24 protein-coding genes and 1 riboswitch are annotated in these 23,841 nt (G+C 42.0%); of the genes, 7 read left to right on the top strand and 17 right to left on the bottom strand.

The features are described from left to right. Positions 1-161: 161 nt before the first annotated feature. The 10 genes from ACPBEH_RS09285 to ACPBEH_RS09240 form a co-directional block, all read right to left on the bottom strand. Positions 162-683: a QueT transporter family protein gene (locus ACPBEH_RS09285; protein ID WP_424348983.1), complete on the bottom strand. Its 522-nt coding sequence runs from the start codon at positions 681-683 to the stop codon at positions 162-164. Between the two features lie 6 nt (positions 684-689). Continuing rightward, positions 690-734: riboswitch (PreQ1 riboswitch) on the bottom strand. A gap of 95 nt (positions 735-829) precedes the next feature. Beyond that, on the bottom strand, positions 830-1,186 hold the full coding sequence (locus tag ACPBEH_RS09280; RefSeq protein WP_011375304.1) for a type II toxin-antitoxin system PemK/MazF family toxin: 357 nt from the start codon (positions 1,184-1,186) through the stop codon (positions 830-832). Between the two features lie 23 nt (positions 1,187-1,209). Further along, a complete protein-coding gene (locus ACPBEH_RS09275; RefSeq protein ID WP_424348982.1) occupies positions 1,210-1,476 on the bottom strand; it encodes a hypothetical protein in 267 nt (88 codons plus the stop codon). An 81-nt stretch (positions 1,477-1,557) separates the two neighbouring features. Continuing rightward, entirely contained in the window at positions 1,558-2,700 is a 1,143-nt protein-coding gene (alr, locus tag ACPBEH_RS09270) for an alanine racemase (RefSeq protein ID WP_424348981.1), read from the bottom strand. Positions 2,701-2,703: 3 nt separating this feature from the next. Next, positions 2,704-3,057: a holo-ACP synthase gene (acpS, locus tag ACPBEH_RS09265; protein ID WP_104964519.1), complete on the bottom strand. Its 354-nt coding sequence runs from the start codon at positions 3,055-3,057 to the stop codon at positions 2,704-2,706. Between the two features lie 133 nt (positions 3,058-3,190). Continuing rightward, on the bottom strand, positions 3,191-4,783 hold the full coding sequence (locus ACPBEH_RS09260) for a DEAD/DEAH box helicase (RefSeq protein WP_424348980.1): 1,593 nt from the start codon (positions 4,781-4,783) through the stop codon (positions 3,191-3,193). Positions 4,784-5,055: 272 nt separating this feature from the next. Beyond that, positions 5,056-6,432, bottom strand: coding sequence for a UDP-N-acetylmuramoyl-tripeptide--D-alanyl-D-alanine ligase (locus tag ACPBEH_RS09255; protein ID WP_011375309.1), 1,377 nt, complete (start codon positions 6,430-6,432; stop codon positions 5,056-5,058). Positions 6,433-6,595: 163 nt separating this feature from the next. Continuing rightward, positions 6,596-7,837 (bottom strand): DUF3114 domain-containing protein, encoded by a 1,242-nt coding sequence (locus ACPBEH_RS09250; protein WP_424348979.1) that lies wholly within the window; start codon positions 7,835-7,837, stop codon positions 6,596-6,598. Positions 7,838-7,954: 117 nt separating this feature from the next. After that, positions 7,955-8,854 (bottom strand): zinc metalloprotease HtpX, encoded by a 900-nt coding sequence (gene htpX, locus ACPBEH_RS09245; RefSeq protein ID WP_011375311.1) that lies wholly within the window; start codon positions 8,852-8,854, stop codon positions 7,955-7,957. Between the two features lie 13 nt (positions 8,855-8,867). After that, positions 8,868-9,434 (bottom strand): LemA family protein, encoded by a 567-nt coding sequence (locus ACPBEH_RS09240; RefSeq protein ID WP_104964523.1) that lies wholly within the window; start codon positions 9,432-9,434, stop codon positions 8,868-8,870. Between the two features lie 151 nt (positions 9,435-9,585). On the opposite strand from ACPBEH_RS09240, the gene ACPBEH_RS09235 reads away from it, so the two are divergent. Together ACPBEH_RS09235 and ACPBEH_RS09230 are read left to right on the top strand one after the other, a co-directional pair. Beyond that, the gene (locus ACPBEH_RS09235) at positions 9,586-10,326 is read left to right on the top strand and encodes an SMI1/KNR4 family protein (RefSeq protein ID WP_407129289.1); all 741 of its coding nucleotides are present in this window, start codon (positions 9,586-9,588) and stop codon (positions 10,324-10,326) included. Positions 10,327-10,352: 26 nt separating this feature from the next. Next, on the top strand, positions 10,353-11,606 hold the full coding sequence (locus tag ACPBEH_RS09230; RefSeq protein ID WP_424348978.1) for a multidrug efflux MFS transporter: 1,254 nt from the start codon (positions 10,353-10,355) through the stop codon (positions 11,604-11,606). Between the two features lie 295 nt (positions 11,607-11,901). Here the strand turns inward: ACPBEH_RS09230 and ACPBEH_RS09225 are convergent, their stop codons facing one another. Beyond that, positions 11,902-12,579 carry a hypothetical protein gene (locus ACPBEH_RS09225; protein WP_424348977.1) on the bottom strand — a complete coding sequence of 226 codons (678 nt, stop codon included), beginning with the start codon at positions 12,577-12,579 and terminating at the stop codon, positions 11,902-11,904. Positions 12,580-12,591: 12 nt separating this feature from the next. Next, a complete protein-coding gene (locus tag ACPBEH_RS09220) occupies positions 12,592-13,221 on the bottom strand; it encodes a TMEM175 family protein (RefSeq protein WP_056947551.1) in 630 nt (209 codons plus the stop codon). Positions 13,222-13,319: 98 nt separating this feature from the next. On the opposite strand from ACPBEH_RS09220, the gene ACPBEH_RS09215 reads away from it, so the two are divergent. Beyond that, a complete protein-coding gene (locus ACPBEH_RS09215; protein ID WP_424348976.1) occupies positions 13,320-14,549 on the top strand; it encodes a chloride channel protein in 1,230 nt (409 codons plus the stop codon). Positions 14,550-14,633: 84 nt separating this feature from the next. Here the strand turns inward: ACPBEH_RS09215 and ACPBEH_RS09210 are convergent, their stop codons facing one another. From ACPBEH_RS09210 to ACPBEH_RS09200, 3 genes are all read right to left on the bottom strand, one after another. Further along, complete coding sequence (locus tag ACPBEH_RS09210) at positions 14,634-14,897, bottom strand: type B 50S ribosomal protein L31 (protein WP_004270647.1); 264 nt, start codon at positions 14,895-14,897, stop codon at positions 14,634-14,636. Positions 14,898-15,051: 154 nt separating this feature from the next. Then, the gene (locus ACPBEH_RS09205) at positions 15,052-16,311 is read right to left on the bottom strand and encodes a UDP-N-acetylglucosamine 1-carboxyvinyltransferase (RefSeq protein ID WP_011375320.1); all 1,260 of its coding nucleotides are present in this window, start codon (positions 16,309-16,311) and stop codon (positions 15,052-15,054) included. A 346-nt stretch (positions 16,312-16,657) separates the two neighbouring features. Then, positions 16,658-18,250 carry a CTP synthase gene (locus ACPBEH_RS09200; RefSeq protein ID WP_424348975.1) on the bottom strand — a complete coding sequence of 531 codons (1,593 nt, stop codon included), beginning with the start codon at positions 18,248-18,250 and terminating at the stop codon, positions 16,658-16,660. A gap of 266 nt (positions 18,251-18,516) precedes the next feature. On the opposite strand from ACPBEH_RS09200, the gene ACPBEH_RS09195 reads away from it, so the two are divergent. Beyond that, a complete protein-coding gene (locus ACPBEH_RS09195) occupies positions 18,517-19,452 on the top strand; it encodes an ROK family protein (protein ID WP_424348974.1) in 936 nt (311 codons plus the stop codon). 73 nt (positions 19,453-19,525) lie between these two features. On the opposite strand, the gene rpoE is transcribed toward ACPBEH_RS09195, so the two are convergent. Together rpoE and ACPBEH_RS09185 are read right to left on the bottom strand one after the other, a co-directional pair. Continuing rightward, positions 19,526-20,137 (bottom strand): DNA-directed RNA polymerase subunit delta, encoded by a 612-nt coding sequence (gene rpoE / locus ACPBEH_RS09190; protein WP_424348973.1) that lies wholly within the window; start codon positions 20,135-20,137, stop codon positions 19,526-19,528. A 43-nt stretch (positions 20,138-20,180) separates the two neighbouring features. Further along, positions 20,181-20,621 carry a DUF1934 domain-containing protein gene (locus tag ACPBEH_RS09185; protein ID WP_424348972.1) on the bottom strand — a complete coding sequence of 147 codons (441 nt, stop codon included), beginning with the start codon at positions 20,619-20,621 and terminating at the stop codon, positions 20,181-20,183. Positions 20,622-20,773: 152 nt separating this feature from the next. Between ACPBEH_RS09185 and ACPBEH_RS09180 the strand changes: the two genes are divergently transcribed. From ACPBEH_RS09180 to yidA, 3 genes are read left to right on the top strand one after another with little or no spacing between them, the layout of a single operon-like run. Further along, positions 20,774-21,616, top strand: coding sequence for a lipoate--protein ligase family protein (locus ACPBEH_RS09180; RefSeq protein ID WP_424348971.1), 843 nt, complete (start codon positions 20,774-20,776; stop codon positions 21,614-21,616). Positions 21,617-21,630: 14 nt separating this feature from the next. Next, positions 21,631-22,989 carry an HD domain-containing protein gene (locus ACPBEH_RS09175; RefSeq protein ID WP_424348970.1) on the top strand — a complete coding sequence of 453 codons (1,359 nt, stop codon included), beginning with the start codon at positions 21,631-21,633 and terminating at the stop codon, positions 22,987-22,989. 15 nt (positions 22,990-23,004) lie between these two features. Continuing rightward, a complete protein-coding gene (gene yidA, locus ACPBEH_RS09170) occupies positions 23,005-23,826 on the top strand; it encodes a sugar-phosphatase (RefSeq protein WP_035146657.1) in 822 nt (273 codons plus the stop codon). Positions 23,827-23,841 lie beyond the last annotated feature (15 nt).

The raw sequence follows: 23,841 nt of genomic DNA, 5'->3' as shown, positions 1-23,841 counted from the left end.
ATTAGCACAGCTCGGTGAATAACTGCTGTAGGCAGTTGTTTGACGAGTGACGCTAAGCACAGAAGTCAGTTTCAAAAAGCACGTTTACACCATCAATGTTCGGATAGTAAAAACGGCGCTAAAGACAAAATTACTTTTGTCCTAGCGCCGTTTTTTTGCTATTAAATTTGTCGTTCAAAATGTAAGACTTGATCGACCGCGTACATAATTGGTGCGGTAATCGTCATGATAACAGCCTCTGAAATCGCCAATGTGGCATAGGTTGGCCAGAATGGCACTTGCGTTTTAGCCGTTGAGCCGGTTAAAACAATCATCCAAGCAATCATGAACATCGATACCGTGAATAAAACGATATTAACTAACATTTTTTGCCATGTTTTCTTTAGATGGGGCATCACGAGCGTTAGCACTAATAACGCCAACAAGGTTTGGCCGCCGCCAAATAACGTATCCAAAATCTTATTTTCAGAGCTAAAGAAGAAATTGAAGACGAGCACGCCGGCAAAAACGCCCCATAAATATTTTTTGTTGAAGACAACCAGATGGTTTAACCCTTCTGATACTCGGAACTGAATGGGACTAGAAGCAAGGCCCAGCACCCCCGGAAATAGTGATAATACCACGTAGAGCGCAGCCACTAAGCCATTTAAGATCACACTACGTAAGCGATTTTGATTAGTCATTTAATAATCCTCCTAGTTTTTTAGCGTGGGATGGTTACGAACCACGTTTTTTCAATGCGATTACTATCATAGCATATCTGCACACTCGATATCAAAAAGAAAAAGCCCCAGGTACCTAACCTGAGACTCTCGCACTAACTTATGTATTAAGGATTCAAAACAGGTTGGAGCCCTACGCTAATCGTTAACGCACGATCGACTTGACGCATCTTCTCAGCGACTAAATGCGTCACCTTGTCTTTGAGGCGTTGTTTATCAATCGTCCGAACTTGTTCCAACAAGATAACAGAATCACGTTCAACACCATTGGCCTTAGCTGTGATACCGACATGTGTTGGCAACTTAGGCTTTTGAATCTTCGCCGTAATGGCCGCCACGATTACTGTTGGACTGTGATGATTGCCCACGTCATTTTGAATAATTAACACGGGACGCATCCCACCCTGTTCTGATCCTACTACTGGTGATAAATCTGCATAATAAATATCACCGCGTTGTATCAATTCTCCCACTTCTATCCCTCCAATTAGGATAAATCAACTGTGCGAATGTGGGCGTATGCCTCACTTTCACATGCGTTGAATTCAGCGGCGATTTGACTATTAAGATTAGCCATTTCGACATAGCCGTTAATGACGTTATCAACCTTGGTTTGCCGGGTTGCCATAAATTCATGAATGGCGTCTTGAATCAAATCATTCTCCTCAAGGCCGTAAACCTCGCAACAGGTTTTAATCTCTTGTACTAATTTAACGTCTAAGTTAACGGATAATTGTTCGTGGTTAGCTTCCATCTTCATCAGCCTCCGAAATCAACACTTTTTAACCTGTATTAATCCTAACACAGAAATGAAGATAAGCAAAATTGTTAATCGTTAGTGTTCATCTAATCCAGTATACACACGGGGAATTCGATCTGATAGATCGCAGATAATTTCATAATGAATTGTATCAGCATAATCAGCTACTTCTTGTAGTGTGATTTCATCGTCGCCACTCTTACCAACAAAGACCACTTTCGTGCCGACTGGATAACGTTTTGGTAAGCGAATCATCATTTGATCCATACAGATGCGGCCCACAATCTCACAACGTTGGCCATCGACTAAGACCGTTGAGCCTGACATCCGTCTCAACCAGCCATCAGCATAGCCCATTGGAATTGTGCCAATCCATTCACCTTCAGCGGCTTCATACGTCGCACCATACCCAATTTTGGTCCCAGCGGCAACCTGTTTAACAAAGACTAGTTCCGATTCAATTCCAAGTGCTGGTTTAAGCGAATAAGGTAACTCAGGAATAGCCGTGCCCGAAGGATTGAGCCCATATAGGCTAATGCCCATTCGAATAATATTGCCATTACATGCCGCATGCCACAAACTCGTTGCTGAGTTAGAAACGTGGACAAATCTAGGCCGTTGCGGTAATGCTGCAATCAACTGATTAAACCGGGCGCTCTGTTCCTTAAAATAAGTATCATCGGGATCGTCTGCCGTTGCAAAGTGCGTGAACACCCCTTCGAAATCGAAATAATCAGAGTGAGCTTTCATAAACGCATCAGCAGCCAATAATTCAGCTTCGTCTCTAAAACCAATTCGCCCCATACCACTATCAATGCCTAGGTGAATGTGAATTGGATGGAAATAAGACACTCGTTGTGCAATTTCAGCCGCTTCTTGTAACCATTCGAGTGACCCAACTGTTAATGAAATTTGATTGGCTGCTGCTAATTCAATTTCACTAGGTTGTGTAATCCCCAAAACCAAGATTGGTTCTGTAAAATTAGCCTGCCGCAACGCTAAAGCTTCATCCAATAAGGCCACACAAAAACCAGCGGCACCGGCTGCTTGAGCGGCCTCCGCAACTGGTATGAGACCATGACCGTAAGCATTAGCTTTCAATACTGGGAAAATAACGGTATCTGTGCCTTCAAGGTGTTTTAATTCATTTTGAAGATTTTCATAAATTGCATTTTGATCAACTAAAATACGTGTTGGTCGTAAGTACCCGACTGTCATGTCTTAACCTCTTTCCAAAATAACTTCTGCAATCACGAGTGTTGCTGTATGTGAAAGCGAAACGTGGACTGCGCCATCGAATAAATCTTGTTTGATATACGGTTTACCTTGCGGATCATTCAGCGTTTCCACCGCTTGGAGTTTCACCTGACCAATCCCCGTCCCGTAGGCTTTACTAAAGGCTTCCTTGACTGCAAAGCGCCCGGCTAAAAATTCTAGCGCTCGGCGCCCTGTATAATGATTGAACAGTTCGAATTCCGTTGCCGTTAATACTTTTTCAGCAAAACGACTATTCTTTGCCTGTGCTTTTTCAAATCGATCGATTTCAGCTAAATCAATTCCTAATCCAACTATCACAATATTCGCCCCTAGTTGCCTATTTTCTATTAAGTTTACCACAAAGCAGATACGGAAAAAACTTACAGCTCTGTCACATCATGATATGAAAATAGCGTCCCACCAAAATTGGTAGGACGCTATTAAACGTTAATTATTTATCGTTTGTCCGAATCGTGAAGTTCCGTTTTGAACGGCCATCAGTCTTCTTACGGCTGTCGCCGCGATTGTCGTTGCTACGACGTTTGCTGCTATCACCGTTACTGCTGCTACGACGGCCATCTTTACTGCTGTCGTTACCACGACGTTTGCCATCGCCATTACTACGACGGTTACCACCACGATAACCACCGCCGTTACCGCCACGACGATTGCCGCTATTACCACCACGACTGCCGCCGCGGTTTCCGCCACGATTGCCACCCTTTTTACGTGAAGGCAATGGACGTTCTGGTGTGATCTTAACTGGAACGGCTTCTTTACTGATTGTCTTCAAAAGAACTGAAGCTAATTCAACATCTGAGAATTGTTTTAATAATTCTTCAGCTTCTTCGTTGTATTTAGCTAATTGGCCTTTTTCAATCATTGAGTTGATATCAGCAACAGCTGCTGCTAATTGACCCTTGAAGGCTTCTTTTTCTGAAGGTGGTTGTAAAGGTAACATCCGTTTCTTCGTTAATTCTTCGATAATCCGTAAGTATTCCATTTCGTTTGGTGTCACGAAAGTAACTGAAACACCTGATTTACCGGCACGGCCAGTACGGCCAATACGATGAACATAACTGTCTGGATCTTGAGGAATATCGTAGTTATAAACATGCGTTACACCAGAGATATCAAGTCCACGAGCAGCAACGTCTGTTGCAACTAAGACATCCAAACGGCCAGCCTTAAATGATTTCAAGACGCTCATCCGTTTTTGTTGTGATAAATCACCATGAATACCTTCAGCATTGTAGCCACGAGCCTTCAAACCACGTGTTAATTCATCAACACGACGTTTTGTACGACCGAAAATCAATGTTAATTCTGGTGATTGAACATCGAATAAACGGGTCATAATGTCGAATTTTTCAAAGTCTTTAGCACGAACATAATATTGATCGATTAAGTCAGCAGTTAATTCTTTTGACTTCACTTTGATCATTTCTGGATTTGTCATGAAGCTCTTACCGATCTCCATGATTGGTGCTGGTAATGTTGCTGAGAATAATAATGTTTGACGTTTTTCAGGTACTTGTTTGATGATACTTTCGATATCATCCACAAAACCCATGTCTAACATTTCATCAGCTTCATCTAAAACTAATGTTTTAACGTGATCTAATTTAACAGTCCGACGATTGATATGATCCAATAGACGACCTGGTGTCCCAACAAGAATTTGTGGGTGATCTTTTAATGAACGAATTTGACGGCGAATATCAGCACCACCATAAACAACTTGAACCTTAGCTTTACGGTCGCGACCTAAACGATAAAGTTCTTCTTGTGTTTGGATGGCCAATTCACGTGTTGGTGAAATGATTAATGCTTGGATATCCGGGTTATCTAAATCTAAGTTTTGTAAGATTGGTAAACCGAAAGCAGCTGTTTTACCAGTCCCTGTTTGAGCTTGGCCGATAACGTCCTTGCCAGCTAATGCCAAAGGAATTGTTTCCCCTTGGATTGGTGTTGCTTCTTCAAAGCCTGCGCGGCTAATTGCTTTCATGATTGGTTCTGATAGACCTAATTCTGAGAATTTCAAATAGTGTTCCTCCTTGTTTTGTAAAAAACATGCCATTACAAAACAGGTCCACTTCATCAGTTACACCATTTTCAAAAATCTGTCTTGTAATATAATTGTTTTCAAGAGCCTTTTTCATTAAAAAAGCTCCTTAATAGCTTATCACGCTCACCATTAATTAGCAAACAGAATTAACCCGATTATGGGCATATTCATTGTTTTACGACGTTAATTAGTCGTGCGAACCCGACTCTACCGCCGTAAATGTATCAGCTAAAATTCTTTTTAACTTGTTAATCGTTCTCAGTTGTCAAAGCTGCCACTACTTTTTCTAAATGCAAGCCGTGACTAGCCTTTAAGACGACTAAATCGGATGGTTGGATAGTTTCTGCTAAAGCGGTAATTAATTCAGGTTGCTGTGTTTTTTCAAAGTAGTGTAGTTGTTCTGCCGGATAAATTGTTGCAAGCTTATCGAATAGTGGTTTGATTTCCGTCCCAAATAGATAAACTTCTTGGATTTGAGCAGGATCTAAGACCGTTGCCAAACTCTCATGGAGTTTCTTGCTTGCCGTTCCGAGTTCCAACATGTCCCCTAAGACGGCGATTCGACGGCCATCAGTTTCAAAATGGCTAAAGTTGCGTAACACTTCGATAGCCGCTGTTGGATTTGAATTATACACATCACTCAACATTCTTTGACCTGCAGTCCCGACCAACCATTCTGTTCGGTTACGCGTTACTTCAAAATTAGCTAACGCCTTGCTCATCACTTCTGGTTTAATGTGATAATGTTGCCCAATTAAAATAGCGGCTAAGGCGTTATTGACGTTGTACGCACCCATCATTGGAATTTCAAAAGCCACATCTGGCCAAGCATTCAACTTAAATTGCGTCTTCGTTTCACCAGCACGGACTTGAATTGGATAAAGTGTGTTGGTTGTTGCACTCCCAAAAGTTTCACGTTCCAAATCGCCAACGCGTTCGTTTAAGAGTGGTTCGTCGCCATCATAAACCAATAAACCATCTTCTTTTAAAAAGTCGGTGATTTCCATCTTGGCATCGGCAATTTTATCCCGTGTTTTGAAAAATTCAATGTGTGCTTCACCAATCATGGTAATGGCGGCCACATCTGGCATTGCGATTTCACTTAAAGCATGCAATTGTCCAGGACGGTCCATTCCCATTTCAATGACGAGAATTTCAGTATTGGCTTCCATTGACAAGATTGTCTGAGGGACACCAATTTCATTATTAAAGTTTGCTTGTGTTTTATGAATATTATATTGACTGCCCAATACAGCAGCTGTCATGTCCTTAGTGGTTGTTTTACCATTACTCCCAGTAATCGCCACAACTTTAGGATTAATCTTTAGTAAGTACCGTTTGGCCAATTGTTGATACGCTGCTAGCGGATCTTTCACAAGTAATACTGGAAAATCAGTTGGTTGATCATCACGTGCACTGGCCCATAATGTCGCTACCGCACCGTTTTCTCGTGCTTGATTGATAAAATCATGACCATCCCGATTACCGGCTAGTGGGACAAATAACGCCCCTGGCCGTAATTCACGCGCATCGAAAGCAACACTCGTCACTTCTACTGTCGCCCATTGTTCAGTCTCATTTTTCGCACCAGTCATCCGTGCAATTTCGCTCAATTGCATTTTCATATCTTAAATAGCTCCTATTGGTTAGTGATCAAAAGTCTCAGCTTTTAATCTTATTTTTATGATTCTTATAAAAAGTCCACACGACTATTTGGCGTGGTTAACTACGCAACATTGTACCATAAAATTTCAAAAGACCAACAGCGGATTCTAACCGACCAATCGGTTAATAAGGTCGTGAATAGGCATCACTTTTTTCTGCTGATTGCCGATATTGTTGTTTACTAGGGCTCTGCCAGCCGGCAAAGGCCCAGTCGCGTAATTGATGATCTAATTGGCGTGGCGGCCGACTATCCAGTTGAGCATGTTGTAAATTATTACGGTTGGCATAGTTGAAAGACTCGCCATTTAACAGCGCATTTTTTTCGGCGATATTCAATACATATTGTGCCGGATCACTCTCAATTTGATGGGGCGTCCGATAACGTAACACATCCCACTGCGTCACAAACTGCCCAGTTCGATTGATGATAAATTCGCTATGAAAATCAGGCGTCAACCGTTTACGATTCAAGTTAGCATCCGAATTAAAAGTGACACCACGCATATATTTATTATGCAAGCGGGCCGGTTCTCTTTTCAACCAATAAGCCCGTTGCTTCTTTTGCCGTTGCGCGATAAATTTTTGGAGTGCCATTTCGTCAGAATCACCAGCAGCCTTAAAATGGGTTCGAATATATTGAATATTCTGCCGATCCAGATACATTCTAAATTGATGCAGCCGTTGATCCGTCAAATCTTGGCCCTTAAAAGCAAGTTGAACACTCTGCGCAAACGTCTTTAAAAACGGTGCGTCCGGTGGCATTTCTGAATAGATTTCAAAATCTTCTGCCGCTAATTGTAAAAAATGGTGCGCATCTAATTGCGCCCCCAACTGCATCAAAACTAAATTAGCTCGCTGCCAATTAATCAACCGATTCGTTGTTCGGTCCCCATAAGCCTGATATAGTTGCTGATAAAGTGGTGACCCCACGCGATGTAGCGCCCGATTGGCAGCCGTTAGATTAAACAACGGTTCTTGGTGTCTGATAATGCCGGCATAAGCCCGCAAGCTATTATCATCCCAGTTTTCCAACTCTAACTGGGCAAAATGAGCAACCAGTCCGTTTTTGGTGGGAAGATGGTACCGTAATTGGGTTGTCTCTAGCCAAAGCGCACTTAAGGCCGTACCATTACTTGGCTCAATCAAATTCTGAATTAACAACTGTTCCAGCTTTGTTTGGGTTGCAGTTGGCAGTTGAAATAACCGCTTGTCCTGTAACGCCAACAGCAATTGACCACGTACTTGTGGCAATAATTGTTGTTGTATCATTTGCCGCATGACTGCCGTTGTTTGGCGATCTTGCAATTGCGTGATCAGTACCGTCTGTAAATTCATTAATCGTCGTAATTTTTGATTAACCATCATCCCCACCACCTTACATTCATTATACCCGTTAATCAGTCAGACGCCGAAAGTTTCACACAAAAAAAGACTGATCAGCAAACAATTGCGATCAGTCTCTTTTAAGCTAATTAATAACTACTACATATTACGTAAACGTTCGACCCGTTGTTCAATTGGTGGGTGACTATCAAATAAATGCGCACCAAAGCTACCGCGACCCTTAAACGGATCTGAGATATACAACGCCGCGCTAGACGGATCCGCAGCTTGCATCGGTTCACTATTAGAAATCTTCAATAAAGCATTGATTAACCCTTCTGGATTCCGAGTCAACTCAACGCCGGAAGCATCCGCTAAGTATTCACGATTTCGCGACAAGGCCATCTGTGCAATGCTAGCCGCTAATGGCCCCAGAATCATTAAAAGAATTGAAAAGACTAAGGCAATCACATTGCCTGCGCCACCTTCACGGTCATCATCGCGATCACGACCGCCGCCCCACCACATCATATTACTACCGATATTAACAAGTAACGAGATGACCGCAGCTAACGCCAAAGCAATCGTCGATAAGCGAATATCGTAGTTCTTGATGTGTGAAACCTCGTGGGCAATCACGCCTTCTAATTCTTCACGATTTAACCGGGCCATAATACCGGACGTTACAGCAACCGCGGCATTTTTAGGATCATTACCCGTTGCAAAGGCGTTTGGACTATCGTCATCGACGATAAAAACCCGCGGCATTGGAATCTGACCGACCATTGCCATATCTTCAACAATATGCCATAAATCTGGATACTGACTGGCATCCTTAATTTCGTGTGCGTGATTCATCTGCATGACCACGTTGGTTGAATTACTAATCATCATCACCATATAAACGGCCGCTAAGACCGCTGCAATGATCACACCCGTCAAAGTATTTTGCATGAAGAGATAACCTAATGCCGCACCAATTGCGAGTACGAGCATCAAGAAACCAATCATCACGTAGACAGTCCGGCGTTTATTCTGTGCAATTTGTTCATATAACATTTCAGATCACACTCTAATCGAAAGAAACTTTTGGCACTTCTCTTTCAACTTCTGGCGTTGCTAAGTAAGCCGTCTTTTGGAAGTTGTGTGCCCCAGCGATGATGTTGCCTGGGAAAGTTTCAATTTTATTGTTAAAACGAGTTGCACTTGAATTGAACAATTGACGTGCGTAAGCAATCTTGTTTTCAGTATTCGTTAATTCTTCCATCAACTTCATGTATTCAGCATTTGCTTTCAAATCTGGATAACTTTCTGTTAATGATAAGATACTCTTCAATGATTCTGATAATTGATTAGAAACAGCCATCGTTGCTTGACGATCATCACTTGGCATTTCTAATAATTGATTACGCATTTCTACAACTTTGGTAAATGTTTCTTGTTCGTATTTAGCGTAACCTTTCACCGTTGATAATAAGTTGGGAATTAAATCATTCCGGCGCTTGAGTTGCACATCGATTTGACTCCATGATTCATCTGCCCAGTTGCGGCTTTTGACCATGCCATTATACGTGCTGATGTAAAACGCAACGGTCCCAACGATTAATACTAATATAATAATCACAACTAACCATAGCATAAACTAATCCTCTTTTCTTTTGATATTGTCTTCATAGTAGCAGACTCTTATTCACAAATAAAGCAGAATTATTATTCTTAACAAAATTCAAAACTATCGTCGATTAGTGGTAAACTAGAGAGATATCCCTATTAGCAAAGGAAGGTCTCACATGTTTTCTGCACACCCAACAATTGCGGATAGCGGGCTGACCGATCCGCGATTTATCAAACCTAACGCAGCTTTACCAGCGGATTATTTAGCACTATGCCAAGAGACTAACGGTGGTTTTTTAAGCCGCTTCAGCCTTCCCACTAGCGAACCGACTAGTGATGGTTTAGACCACGTTGAGTGTCATTATCTCGCTGGTATTGCAACGGGTTCACAAGCAGTCATAGAAGTGGCGCAATGGCCTGATTATTTGATACCATTTAGTCAACACGGTACGCAATATTTTGCGTTCGATTATCAACAATCACCTGATAATCCCAGCATTCGCTACATTGATACCGAAGTTGACCAGTGGCTGACTGTTGCGTCCTCTTTTTCCCAGTTTCTCGCACAATTAGGTACCAAACCGATTGTCGTTCCTGAAACTGATGACTTGACGCTGACGCCGTTGCAACGTAATCACTACCTATTAATTGCACCTGCTGAACAATTAATGGCGCTACTAGCGCTTTACGAGGCTGATAGCCCTAAAGACTGGTATTTAGACTGGCTGCTCTTTTTCGCGCAATCTGGTACCTTAGAACAGCAAAAATGCGCATTAGACGCCTACCATACACAACGTTTATATTTTAAACGCCAATTGCCTCAAGCTAAGAGTCAACAGTTGGCGCAAATTTTTGCACAACAACCTGCACTACTAGCGACTTACCAAGCTTATCAAAAGCAATGGTCGCCGCTTTAACTCATTAGAATCGAGATGATTGTTTCATGTTGACTCATATCCGTCAACGTTTATTCAGACCCAGAGAACAATGGGAGCAAAACCTTGTTGTTTTATGGTTTGGGAATTTCATGGCCGGGGTTGCCTTTAGCCTCATCATGCCCTTTATGTCACTTTATATAGATACGTTAGGCGATTTTTCCGCCGCACAACTAAGCATGTGGAGTGGGTTAACCTACTCGATCACCTTCTTAGTAACGGCCATTATCTCGCCTTGGTGGGGCAAAATTGCCGATCGCCGCGGTCGTAAATTAATGTTACTCCGTGCTTCACTTGGAATGGCCATTGTCCTAGGGGCCATGGGCTTAGTCCAAAACGTCTACGAGCTGATTGCACTCCGTTTGTTGCAAGGGGTATTTTCTGGTTATATCAGTAACTCAAACGCCCTCATCGCAACTTCCGCTCCTCAAGAAAAGAGTGGTCAAGCCTTAGGAACCCTGACAACTGGGACCGTTTCTGGGACTTTGTTAGGCCCACTACTTGGTGGCGTTGTTGCTGAAATGACTGGTTACCGAACGACCTTCTTCATTACCGGAACCATTTTATTCGTCGTCTTCTTACTCTGTTTAGCTTTCGTTCATGAAAACTTCACACCAATCGAAAAAGGCGATCAAGTTCCCGGTAAACAACTGATCCAAAATCTTAAATATCCCCATTTAATTATCGGGATGTTTGTCACAACAATGATTATTCAAGCTTCCAACAACTCGATTAGTCCGTTGTTAAGTTTATACGTTCGCCAATTAATGGACCATGGCAAAAATGTCGCGTTAGTCAGCGGGATTGTCGCCGCGATTCCGGGGATTGCGACCCTGATTGCCGCACCGCGCTTTGGTGCCCTCGGTGATCGAATCGGGTCCGATAAAATCCTGATTGGTGGTTTGATCTTCGCGGTCTTCGTCTACATCCCCCAAGCGTTCGTTCAAAACGTTTGGCAATTAGGCGCCTTGCGTCTGCTTGTCGGGATTGCCGATGCAGCTTTATTACCACAAGTTCAAACCATTCTAGCAAAATACTCGCCGCATAATTCCGCCGGCCGTATTTTCAGTTATAACCAATCCTTCCAGGCAATGGGCAATGTTGCCGGACCGCTAATTGGTTCAAGCGTTTCTGGCTTTTTCGGTTATGGTGGGGTCTTCATTTCCACCACCGTCTTAGTCGTAATCAACCTCTTTTGGGTCAATCAAAATACCCATGTTCTTCGTAAAAATCGAGCAGACGCGGCTAAAAAAACATCTTAATAAAAAGAGTGTGCCATCAGTCGAGGCTATTCTGAGGATTAACAGAGAGTGGCGAATGATTGCTGACAGCAATCGTTTGACATTCGGCGTTAACCGCAAGAATATGACTGATAAAACACGTTTAGCCGATAAAAATTTGACTAACAAAAAGGGCGCTAAGACAAAAATAATTTTGTCTTAGCGCCCTTTTTTAACTTTAAAACGCGTTTACTCAACCTGACTCCTGTGCCTTGCTACGTTGCACAAACAATCGACTGAACAAGTGCTCAGAATCAAACCGGTTGTTATATCACTCTTATTTCTTGGTGAACGTTAATTTATTTAGCCATTCTCGGTTATGTTTGATGCAGAAATAGCCAATGATTGCGATTAAAATTGAGCCGACCACATCTGCTAATAAATCGCCCATCGTATCAACTAAGGCCGCTTGCCCACGTAGTAAGTGGCCATTTGCCATAAAGCGTTGCATGTTTAGGCCTAACAAACGGTCGCCTGTGAACTCGTAGAATTCCCAGAAAACACCAATTGTACTGCCAAACGTTGCGGCAAATAAACTCATCAATAGCGGCGAAATCGTTTGGCGTAAGTGGCCCGAAATTAGGGCTGAAAAAATCGTATACCCTAAGCCTGCCAACAAACCAGCACTTAAAATATGCAGGAATTTATCCCAATAATAGATTTGACTGTAAAAATGTAACCCGGTCCCTAATAAGATCGAACAATAGATAAAAACTAAATAAACGGCATATAATATTTCTGGAAATCGATAACGCATAAACCGTTCCAAGATAATTGGTAAGGTCGCAATGACTAGCCCCCCAACAACTTGAACCATCGTAAAGGCTAAACCCGCATTTTGATCGGGATGATTTAACATTTCTTCTAAAGCAATTCCGATATATAGCAAATGACTCGCAATCGTGAAGACGTAGACCCAATCGACCCAGCGCCAATTTTGTGTTCGTTTTGCCACTTTTATCACTCCTTATTCAATTAAATGATGTTTTTCAATATTCCGACTCAAACGCAAATACGCGATAAAGTGGAAGATGTTCCCCAAGAGGATTAATAGTGCCCCGACAACGACATTAAACTGAATCCCCACCAATGCAATTACGTAAATCAGCACACTTCGTAATGGATCATTGCGAATGGCTCGGTAGAATTGTTCGTGTTGTTCTTGGTGGATCATCAAATCTTGATGCACCGCCATAAAACGATACAATACCCAAAATAGACCCGAGATCACCAACGCCACCAGTGCATAACTTGTGAATGCAAAGCGAATGTCCGCTAAATTCCGTTGCGCAACTGCTTCGGATAACAAACTCGTCGGGTAATTAATCAACGTAATGGCAAACAATAGGATTAAATTTAAGATATTGAGTTGCCAATTCGTCCGTTTAATTTTAGCAAAATAGTCATGATGAAATAACCATAACGTTCCTACATAAAAAAATGATAACATATACGCTGCTAAAATGGGCCATTGCGCGATTACGGCTTGTCCCAAATGCCCAATCTTGTAGTTGGGCAACTTAAAATCTAACACTAACAGTGTCAGCAAAATCGCAAAAACCCCGTCACTAAATGCTTGTAACCGATCAATTTTCATTATTATTCTCCTCCATGATTAATCACAATTCTACTATGGTCAAATACGCGTGGTTAGTGCATAATAGTGCATAAATAATCCCATTTTTAGGAGGGCCTATGCCATCATCAACCACTAAAACCACGCAATTTAAAATTATTTTTGTGCTATACAGCTTACTGTTAGGCTTATTGATTGGTGGCTTAGCCGCCGCCTTTTTAGCGCTTATCAACCTCAGCACCCACCTCATTTGGCAAGTTGGTTATTCACATTTCAACCACCCTACCTATCCCTTAGTCATCGGATTATTCGGTGGCATCCTCGTTGGTTTAATGCAACGTTATTGGGGGCCTTATCCGAAAACAATGCACGAAACGCTTAGCGAATTCAAGCAAACCGGCGCCGTTGCCTATCAGCATCAAGTTGGTAAAAATATCATTGCGGCCTTAGTCGTCCTAGCTTGCGGTGCCAGTTTAGGGCCCGAAGCAGCATTATCAGCTATCGTCGGCGGCTTGATCACTTGGTTGGGTGATCGCCTTAAATTAACAGTCCACCAACAAACACTATTTTTAAATATGGGAATTGGCGCCATGTTGGCTACTATTTTCCACGCTCCATTCGCTGGTGTGGGTGAGGCTATTGAAAAAACGCCGCTTCGCGAACACTTTAAATCCCATTTCAACCAAATGCTATTATATATTCTAACGACGGCCACGGGGTTACTTGGTTTTACTTTGGTCAATCAATTATTCCCCAAAGAAAGCCCGTTTGCCTTACACACGCCAACCATTCATTGGACATTGGTAGTCTGGCCATTACTTATTTTAGCATTAATTGTCGGATTCGTTTTTGGCAATCTATTTTTAAAAATTGAACAATGGTGTCAGTGGCTTGCCGACACCATTCACCGACCAGTTTTACTCGCCGTTATCGCTGGTATTTGCCTAGGCGCTTGCGGTCTATTGTCCCCCTATTTACTGTTTTCCGGAGAACACTATTTACTAACCTTTACCAAATCCGGCTTGGATCAATCGTTTGGCTACTTACTCTTAATCGGACTTGGCAAAACAGTTTTAACCAACCTCATCTTTGCTTTCGGGTGGCGCGGTGGTAAAATTTTTCCAGCCATCTTCGCCAGTGCAGCAATTGGCTTAAGTTTGGCGGTCCTCTTCCCCTACACCCCAGGATTGCTTGTTGCAACCGTAGTAGCCGTCAGCTGTACAATCATCGTAGCGCAACCGTACGTCACGGCGACATTATTACTCTTCTTATTACCGCTTCAATTTTTCCCAATAATTCTGCTGGCTTGTATCGGTACGCATAAAATTCAGCAATTACACATTAAATAACCGCAAAAGGCCCGATTGAACGTCCAATCGGGCCTTTTTTTGTGCAAAAAAAAACCAGGGAAAAATTCCCCGGTTCCAAAATAATTATTTGGCAGCGTTCTTGTCTGCAAAACCATATTTTTTGTTGAAACGATCGACACGACCATCTGCTTGAGTAAATTTTTGTTTACCAGTGTAGAATGGATGTGAATCTGATGAAATTTCAACACGAATTAATGGATATGTGTTACCGTCTTCCCATTCAACAGTTTCAGCTGAGTTAGCAGTTGAACCTGAGATGAACTTGAAGCCAGTTGATGAATCCATAAATACAACCTTGTGATAATCTGGATGAATACCTTGTTTCATGTCTTTTCCGCTCCTTTTTACTAAAGTTAGTGTGCCACCGAAATGGCACTCAACTTAAGTTTCGCCCTGAGATATTTACTATGTCAGAGATATTTGTTTACATAACCATTAAATATTAGCACGAATGCCAACAAAAAACAATAGACGTTCGCGGTTATTCTTCAACCATTTTGACGACAGCCCCGAGGCCCGTTAGTTTATCAATAACGCGATCGTATCCTCTTAAAATATTACTTGCGTTCGTAATGGTTGTCACACCGTTGGCCATTAAGCCTGCAATCATTAGACATGCGCCACCGCGAATTTCATCGGCTGACACTTCTGCGCCTTGCAATTTATCTGCATGGTGCAATAAGATAACATCATTTTCGATTGAGATATCCGCACCCATCCGAATTAATTCTGGGACATGACGCGTCCGTTTAGGATAAAGCGTATCAACAACCAGGCCTTCCCCTTGTGCTTTTAATAAAAGAGGTGTTAATGGTTGTTGTAAGTCAGTCGCAAAACCAGGATATGGCATTGTCTTGACTTGTACCATCTTCAAATCAGGTGATGGATAAACAAAAATACTGTCTTCTTTAACATCCATCTTAACGCCCATTTCTTCTAACTTAGCAAGATAGGCATCCATATGTTCACTAATAATATTTTTAACGTTCACGCCGTCACCGATGGCAGCTGCCATGCTGAGGTAAGTCCCGGCTTCAATCCGGTCAGGGATAATCGTATGTGTGTTGTGGCCATATAAGTGTGCCACCCCTTCAATCCGAATAATATCAGTACCGGCTCCACGAACCTTCGCACCCATATTATTTAAGAAAGTCGCAATATCGACAATTTCAGGTTCACGCGCAGCATTTTCAATGACTGTTTGACCTTCAGCACGAACAGCAGCCAATAATAGGTTAATGGTTGCCCCAACTGATGCCATGTCTAGATAAATTTTAGCGCCGTGTAAGCCTTCCGGTGCATTAATTTCAATCGCACCATGATTATTAGTAACCACCGCACCAAGAGCTTCGAAGCCCTTAATGTGTTGGTCGATTGGCCGTGGTCCGATATCATCGCCACCCGGCAAGCCTACGATTGCTTTACCAAAACGTCCTAACAAAGCCCCCATGAAATAATATGAAGCCCGTAAACTTTGAATTTTACCACTTGGTAAAGGTGTTGATACAATATTTGTCGGATCAATTTCAACCGTATCGCCCGTGAAGGTTGAAGTAACCGACATATCTTCTAAAATTGATAGTAAGCTGTTGACGTCCTTGATGTGCGGCACACTATCCAGAACAACTTTGGATTCTGCCAAAATCGCTGCTGGGATAATTGCTACCGTACTGTTTTTAGCGCCGCCAATTGTCACTTCCCCTGATAGAAGATTACCGCCTTGAATTAACATTTTTTTCATTTTTTAGATTTCTCCGTTCGATTCATAACAAAAGAGCAAACTTCCGTTGACTAATTAACTAAGTTATTGCAACTTAAAGTACGCTTTTGGCTTTCCAAGTTTATTATTTAATTGATTATTGATTTGTTAACATACCTAAAAACATGTTATATCGTTTCTAAATAAGTCATACACGTATAATAATAATTAATTAATTGCTAAATTACAAGCCATTCTCAGAATATCATTCGTTTTATAACAAATTATAGTTCATAGCAATAACTTTTTAATTAACTCAGACATTGAATCCCTTGTGAATCAGTGGACAAAAAAACTCGACCCATAATATAGGTCGAGTTTTTGTTAATTACATTGTTGCGCCGATGAATGCTTTGAACAAGCCTTCTGGTTTGTTTGGACGTGATAAGAATTCTGGGTGATATTGTGCAGCCACGAAGAATTTATTTTCTGGAATTTCGATGACTTCAACTAAACGGTTGTCAGGTGAAGTACCAGCAAATACTAAGCCCTTGTCTGTTAACAAGTCACGGTATTCGTTATTGAATTCATAACGGTGACGGTGACGTTGTTGGATAACACTTTGGTTATCATAAGCTTCGGCAGTCTTAGTCTCTGGTTTTAACTTACATGGATACAAGCCAAGACGTTGTGTCCCACCCATATTTTCAAGATCTTTTTGATCTGACATGATGTCGATTAATTTGTGTTCTGCATCTGGGTGCACTTCACCAGTTGTGGCATCTGTGATACCAGCAACGTTGCGGGCAAATTCGATACTTGCCATTTGCATCCCTAAACAGATACCAAGATATGGGACATCATTTTCACGAGCATATTGGATTGAAAGAATCATCCCTTCCAAACCACGATCGCCGAATCCACCAGGAACGATGATGCCATCGAAACCAGCTAATGTTTCAGCAACATTTTCTTTCGTAATATCTTCTGATTGAATTGGTGTCACTTTAACGTCTGTATTATAAACATAACCAGCATGACGCAATGCTTCATTCACTGAGATGTAAGCATCTTGTAATTCGATATATTTACCAACCAAGGCAATCTTCTTTGTCCCTTCAAGATTCTTGATTGTGTGTAACATGTCGATCCATTCTGTCATGTCAGCTTCTGGCGCTGTCATCTTGAAGTGGTTCAAGACAAAATCATCTAAACCTTGGTTCTTCAATAACAATGGAATATCGTAGATTGATTCTGCATCGCGTGATTCAACAACTGCTTCAGGTTCAACATCACAGAATTGCGCAATTTTGTTACGCATGTCATCTGGAATTGCTTTTTCAGTCCGACAAACCAAGACATTTGGTTGGATACCAATGCCACGTAATTCTTTAACACTGTGTTGTGTTGGTTTAGTCTTCATTTCACCAGCAGCCTTTAAGTAAGGCACCAATGTTGTGTGAATGTAGATACAGTTTTCAGCACCGACATCCGCCTTCATTTGACGAAGTGCTTCTAAGAATGGTAGTGATTCAATATCACCAACAGTCCCACCGATTTCAGTAATGACGATATCTGAATCAGTAGTTGTCGCAGCACGCATGATTTTTTCTTTAATCATGTTTGTGATATGTGGAATGACTTGAACAGTTGCGCCAAGGTATTCACCTTTACGTTCTTTACGTAAAACTTCTGAATAAATTTTACCTGTCGTCACGTTAGAATATTTATTTAAATTGTTGTCGATGAAACGTTCGTAATGGCCAAGATCTAAATCAGTTTCAGTACCATCATCTGTTACGAAAACTTCACCATGTTGGTAAGGGCTCATTGTACCGGGATCCACGTTGATGTATGGATCAAATTTTTGAATCGTTACTTTTAAGCCACGATTCTTTAATAAACGACCGAGTGAAGCCGCAACGATTCCTTTACCTAATGAGGAAACAACGCCACCTGTTACAAAAACATATTTGGTCATATAAATATTCTCCTTTTCTTCTTAGCCAATGCTAATCCTTCAGTTCTCTGGGAAACAACAAAAAACAAAAACAAGCTCCCTATTCAAAATGAACAGGGAGCTTGTTAACCGATTCTGGCTTCACAAATAATTGTAAAGCGCCCATAGAATATAATACAAGAAATCTATTTTAGCGTCAAGCAAAAATCACCTAACTTATTAACTGCTTTTAGACGCTTTTTTGTAGTACTATAAGGTGATTGTTAAAATCAAGGAGGTTTGCGACTATGGTTCAATCCACAGAAACAATCTTAGCATTAGATATCGGTGGTTCAGCCGTTAAATACGGTTTTTGGACGGCCCAAAAACTCGACTATCAAGACCAGTTTCCAACACCCCTCACCCGGAACAAGTTCTACCAAACAGTAGCTGATATTTGTGATGCGCACGAACCGATTGCCGGCATTGCGGTGAGCTGCCCTGGTGAACCGGATGAAGACACAGGGATTGTTCACGGCATGAGCTATGTGCCCTTTCTTCATCTCGGTGAGTTCCAACACGATTTTGCCACCCAATTAAACCGCCCGGTCTCCTTACAAAATGATGCCGAAAGTGCCGCTTTGGCGGAAATGACCTTCGGGGTGGGCCAAAATCATCAAAACGCCTTATTTACAATCATCGGTTCTGGTATTGGTTTGGCTATCGTTCAAGAAGGTCTCATCTTAAAAAATCTTGCCGACAAGTTCGACAATCCCGAAAAGCGGTTTGCTGATACAATCAAAACACTCAACAACTCTAAGGTTTCACCCGTTCAAATTGGTAAGACCGTCTCACTAAAAAATTTCAAACTCCCCAGCACCATCGATGGCAAAACTGTTTTTGAATTGGCGAAACAAGGCGATCCCATTGCTAGTCAAGAAGTTGATCAAATGTATGCATCACTCGCTGAAATCCTGATTTTCTTAAACGCTGCCTACCAACCGGAAATTATCGGCATCGGTGGTGGCATTAGCAACAGCCCCGATTTGCTGGCAGAACTAAATGCCCATATTGAAACGTTGCTCACTGCTCCAGATAGCCGCATCAATTTTTATAAACGCTTCTATTCAAATCCTGAACAAGCCTTCAAGCACCCAAACTTACAAATCTGCCGGTTTAAAAACGACGCCAATCTAATTGGTGCTGCTTTGCATTATGACCAACGCTTTAAAACAAACTGCTAAAAAAAAGAGGTATCACGACAAAATTATTTGTCCTGACACCTCTTTTTTTGAACGTTGACTATTGGGGCAACGATTATAAATCGTCATCCTCGTCTTCTTCGTCTTCATCATCATCTTCGCTAAATTCAGATAATTGACCTTCGATACCATCTTCAAGCGCATCGTCGTCTTCATCATCGTCATCGTCGCCGATGCTTTGTAAGTCTGCTTTATATTCAGTTAGATCATCACTAGAATCATCATCTGTTACTGCAAGTTCTGCATCATCTTCAACGTCTAAATCTTCGTCTTCAGGATCATCATCACTATAATCAATAACATCGTCGTCGTCAGCCACATCGGCTAAGAAAGCATTAACCTTCTTACGACGTTTCTTCTTAGTTGGTTGGTCTTCTTCATCTTCTGGATGGTTAACTTCTTCATCGACAGATTCATATGGGTACCAAGAACGCAAGCCCCAAACGTTTTCGCCTAAAGAAATAAAGCTACCATCTTCGTTTAAATCTGTATAAAATTGTGATAAGCGTGCACGCACTTCTTCATCACTTTTGCCTAAATAATTTTGGACTTCATTCGTTAAGTCAGCAAATGCAATTGTGTCGCCCTTGCCTTCTAAAATTGCGTGAGCGACTTCTATCATTGATAGTTCTTCTTTATTTTGGCCTTTAAAAACGTCTAATTTCAACCAGTACACGTCCTTTCAACAGTCTATCCTTAATCATACTAGTTTAAGCGTTAAAAATCAATCGTAATTTGTAATCACCAACAACCTGTTGACTGATTTCTAATTGATAATGAACAACAACTTCACCACCAAGTGGTTCGTCTGATAATGTCATCAATAAATGATTAGTTGTCGTCAAAACTGGCAAGTTACCGTATTGTGTTTGGTAAAGTGAACCTTGTGCATCATGCATTTTAAAATAGAGGCGTAATTGTGTCGCATCTTTTTCGGTACCACGCGTTAATTGGACTTGCCCATCTTCTGCTAACTTAAAGCGCACGGCCGTTTCTTGGCCTTGTGCGTGTTCTAAGTAACGAAGATAAGTCGTCGTCCCCATTTGGATTAATTCGCCATCTTCATCGAAAACGTGGCTTTCGGTTTGGCCATCTTGTGTAATTTCTGTTTCAAGATGAATTTTAATCGGCGTACTCTTTTTGCTAGCCATGATAAACTCCCTCTAAATTCTAAATTAATTACATTATAAGCTAAACAAATTAGCCATGCCACCTTTGATTAAGCAATCCCGCCTTAGTTAAAGACAGTTATCCTAATTTAAGCTATAATTATAGGTATATTAATGAATTGTGAGGTGTTATTTTGCAAGATTTAGCGACCCTTTATCCCCAGAAAACATGGTCCGTTGTTAATCAACAATTTTCGGCTGACCAAGGTCAACTCGCTTTTGCCCACGCGAATACACTGTTGGCCCTCACCAAAGAACGCCAACAACCAATTATTCATTTTTGGACACTCGAAAAAACAGTCATCTTAGGCATGATGGATACCAAATTGCCTGAATTGACCACTGCTACTGATCAATTGACCGCCGCGGGCTATCACTATTTCGTCCGGAACGCTGGTGGCCTCGGCATTATTGCCGATTCCGGTATTCTCAATCTGGGCTTTTACCTGCCAGAAGTCGCTGATCACCTCTCTATTAATGCGGCTTATGAATTAATGAAGACCCTTTTTAGCGCGACTTTTAACACGCGTAACATCACGATCGAAAACTTTGAAGTCCAACATTCTTATTGCCCTGGTGAATACGACCTCAGTATCAACGGGCAAAAGTTCGCTGGCATTGCGCAACGACGCTCCAAAAACGGGATTGCGATTTTACTATACGCTAGCATTGAAGGCGACCAACAAGCACGTGGGACTTTAATGCAACATTTCTACCAAGCTGGCAAAGCCCAACAACAAACGCGTTGGACCTTTCCAGATGTGCATCCCGAAACAATGGCTAACCTCGCCGACTTACTACACCAACCACTCACGGTGGCCAGTGTCAGCCAACAATTAATCTCTAGCTTGCAAACAAACGCGGGATTAACCTTACAATCAGATTTACAAACACTGATGCAAGAAGCCGCCTATCAAACACAACTGACCAAGAACAGACAATTATTGCGCCGGTATCAACCAGGATACCAGCCTTAGAAGGAGATTTTTTTGTGACCTATGCCCCTCAAAAACTAACCCGTGAAAAAGTATTTCGCGATCCTGTTCATAATTATATTCGTGTCGACTATCAAGTAATTCTCGATTTAATCGATACGCCAGAATTCCAACGGCTCCGCCGAATCAAGCAGTTGGGGACAACTTCGTCCGTCTTCCAAGGGGCAGAACATTCGCGGTTTACCCATTCATTAGGCGTTTATGAAATTACGCGTCAAATCTGTGATCAATTCCAAATCAATTATCCCACCAAGCAACCTGATGACGGGCTTTGGGATGACAATGAACGACTTGTGGCACTCTGTGCGGCCTTGTTACACGATATCGGTCACGGTGCTTATTCACATACTTTTGAACACATCTTTAATACAGATCACGAATCAATTACCCGCCAAATTATTATGACGCCTGAAACCAGAGTTAATCAGATTCTCAGCCAAGTCACACCTGACTTTCCCGCAAAAGTAGCCAGCGTCATTGATCACACTTATCCTAATCCACAGGTTGTCCAGATGATTTCTAGTCAGATCGATGCCGATCGCATGGATTATCTACTCAGGGATGCTTATAATACCGGCACCAAATATGGTGAATTCGATTTAACCCGTGTTTTGCGAGTCATGCGGCCCTACGCTAATGGGATTGCCTTTTTAGCCAACGGCATGCACGCGGTTGAGGATTATATCGTCAGCCGTTTCCAAATGTACCAACAAGTTTATTTCCATCCCGTCTCACGCGGTATGGAAGTCGTCTTACAAAAGTTGCTCCAACGCGCTAAATTCCTCTACGAACAACCTGATCATCATCAAAGCTTGGCCCCTCAATTATTGATTCCTTTCTTCGAACAGGATTTCAACTTGCGGGATTATCTCAAACTCGATGATGGCGTCTTAAATACCTATTTCATTTATTGGTTGGATTATCCCGATACCGTTTTAAACGATTTAGCGGACCGTTTTCTCAGCCGCCGTCCTTTAAAATCAGTGAAATTTAACCCATCAACGGAAGATTGCCTACCAGAGATGCGCGCCCTCACGGAACAAGCTGGCTATAACGCAACCTACTATACCGCCGTTAACAACAGCTTTGATCTCCCATACGATGCTTATGATCCGTCAGCTAAGTCGCCCAAAACACAGATTGAAATTATTCAGTCTGACGGCCAATTAAATGAGCTTTCTTCAATCAGTAATTTGGTCGCTGCCATTTCAGGTAAGTTCTCAGGGGATGAACGTTTCTACTTCCCTAAAGAAATGAGCAATACCGCTAATCTCGAAGTTTTTGCACCAATTTATCAACAATTTAACAGTTACATCAATAATGGTGCGATTCAAGCGCACCCCCACAACCAATAAGGAGTGTTTCTCATTATGTCAATTAAACTCGTCGCAGTCGATATGGATGGTACTTTATTAAACGAAAATAACGTCCTCAGCCCCAAAACCATTGAAGTGGTCAAAGCCGCTAAAGCCCAAGGCATCAAAGTCGTGCTTTGTACCGGTCGCCCACTCACTGGTGTGACACCCTTCTTACACGAATTAGGCCTCACAGATAGTTCTGACTATGTAATCACCTTTAATGGTGCCTTAGTTCAAAATACCGCTACTGGTGAAATCTTAGTGCGTCACACCCTGACACACGCACAATACTTAGAACTCGAAACACTTTCACGGACGATTGGCGTTCACCTTCACGCCGAAGATGATCAATTCATCTACACGGCCAACCGTGACATCAGTCCTTATACCATTGGCGAAAGTGCCTTGGTTAATATGCCAATTAAATTCCGCCACGTTGATGAAATTGCCCCTGATAAGGCCTTTTCAAAAGTAATGCTGATTGACGATCCTGAAGTTCTAGCTGAAGGTAAAGCCAAGATTCCAGCTGACTTCTTCGACCGTTACCAATTCGTCCAAAGTGAACCTTACTTCTTAGAAGTCCTCAATACCAAAGCTGGTAAAGGCAATGGCTTACGTGACTTAGCCAATGCGTTGGACATCGACCAATCAGAAGTGATGGCGGTCGGTGATCAAGGCAATGACCTGTCAATGTTGGCTTACGCTGGTTTACCAGTTGCCATGGATAACGCCATTCCTGAACTTAAAAAAATCGCCAAAGTCATTACAAAGAGTAACCACCTCGGTCAAGACGGCGTTGCTTATGCCATCGAAAAATATGCACTCAATAAATAAAATCCTTTAGGAGTC

The organism is Latilactobacillus parasakei, from assembly GCF_049674265.1.
GTDB classification, from domain to species: Bacteria; Bacillota; Bacilli; order Lactobacillales; family Lactobacillaceae; genus Latilactobacillus; species Latilactobacillus sakei.
Note: the sequence above shows the minus strand (reverse complement) of the source record. Positions and strands in the feature narration are given on the sequence as shown.

Bases quoted from the DNA above. Each gene is read 5' to 3' on its own strand.
- ACPBEH_RS09285 (WP_424348983.1), bottom strand. From the start codon at position 683: ATGACTAATCAAAATCGCTTACGTAGTGTGATCTTAAATGGCTTAGTG.
- ACPBEH_RS09275 (WP_424348982.1), bottom strand. From the start codon at position 1,476: ATGGAAGCTAACCACGAACAATTATCCGTTAACTTAGACGTTAAATTA.
- alr (WP_424348981.1), bottom strand. From the start codon at position 2,700: ATGACAGTCGGGTACTTACGACCAACACGTATTTTAGTTGATCAAAAT.
- ACPBEH_RS09255 (WP_011375309.1), bottom strand. From the start codon at position 6,432: ATGAAAATGCAATTGAGCGAAATTGCACGGATGACTGGTGCGAAAAAT.
- ACPBEH_RS09250 (WP_424348979.1), bottom strand. From the start codon at position 7,837: ATGATGGTTAATCAAAAATTACGACGATTAATGAATTTACAGACGGTA.
- htpX (WP_011375311.1), bottom strand. From the start codon at position 8,854: ATGTTATATGAACAAATTGCACAGAATAAACGCCGGACTGTCTACGTG.
- ACPBEH_RS09240 (WP_104964523.1), bottom strand. From the start codon at position 9,434: ATGCTATGGTTAGTTGTGATTATTATATTAGTATTAATCGTTGGGACC.
- ACPBEH_RS09235 (WP_407129289.1), top strand. From the start codon at position 9,586: ATGTTTTCTGCACACCCAACAATTGCGGATAGCGGGCTGACCGATCCG.
- ACPBEH_RS09230 (WP_424348978.1), top strand. From the start codon at position 10,353: ATGTTGACTCATATCCGTCAACGTTTATTCAGACCCAGAGAACAATGG.
- ACPBEH_RS09220 (WP_056947551.1), bottom strand. From the start codon at position 13,221: ATGAAAATTGATCGGTTACAAGCATTTAGTGACGGGGTTTTTGCGATT.
- ACPBEH_RS09215 (WP_424348976.1), top strand. From the start codon at position 13,320: ATGCCATCATCAACCACTAAAACCACGCAATTTAAAATTATTTTTGTG.
- ACPBEH_RS09210 (WP_004270647.1), bottom strand. From the start codon at position 14,897: ATGAAACAAGGTATTCATCCAGATTATCACAAGGTTGTATTTATGGAT.
- ACPBEH_RS09205 (WP_011375320.1), bottom strand. From the start codon at position 16,311: ATGAAAAAAATGTTAATTCAAGGCGGTAATCTTCTATCAGGGGAAGTG.
- ACPBEH_RS09200 (WP_424348975.1), bottom strand. From the start codon at position 18,250: ATGACCAAATATGTTTTTGTAACAGGTGGCGTTGTTTCCTCATTAGGT.
- ACPBEH_RS09195 (WP_424348974.1), top strand. From the start codon at position 18,517: ATGGTTCAATCCACAGAAACAATCTTAGCATTAGATATCGGTGGTTCA.
- ACPBEH_RS09185 (WP_424348972.1), bottom strand. From the start codon at position 20,621: ATGGCTAGCAAAAAGAGTACGCCGATTAAAATTCATCTTGAAACAGAA.
- yidA (WP_035146657.1), top strand. From the start codon at position 23,005: ATGTCAATTAAACTCGTCGCAGTCGATATGGATGGTACTTTATTAAAC.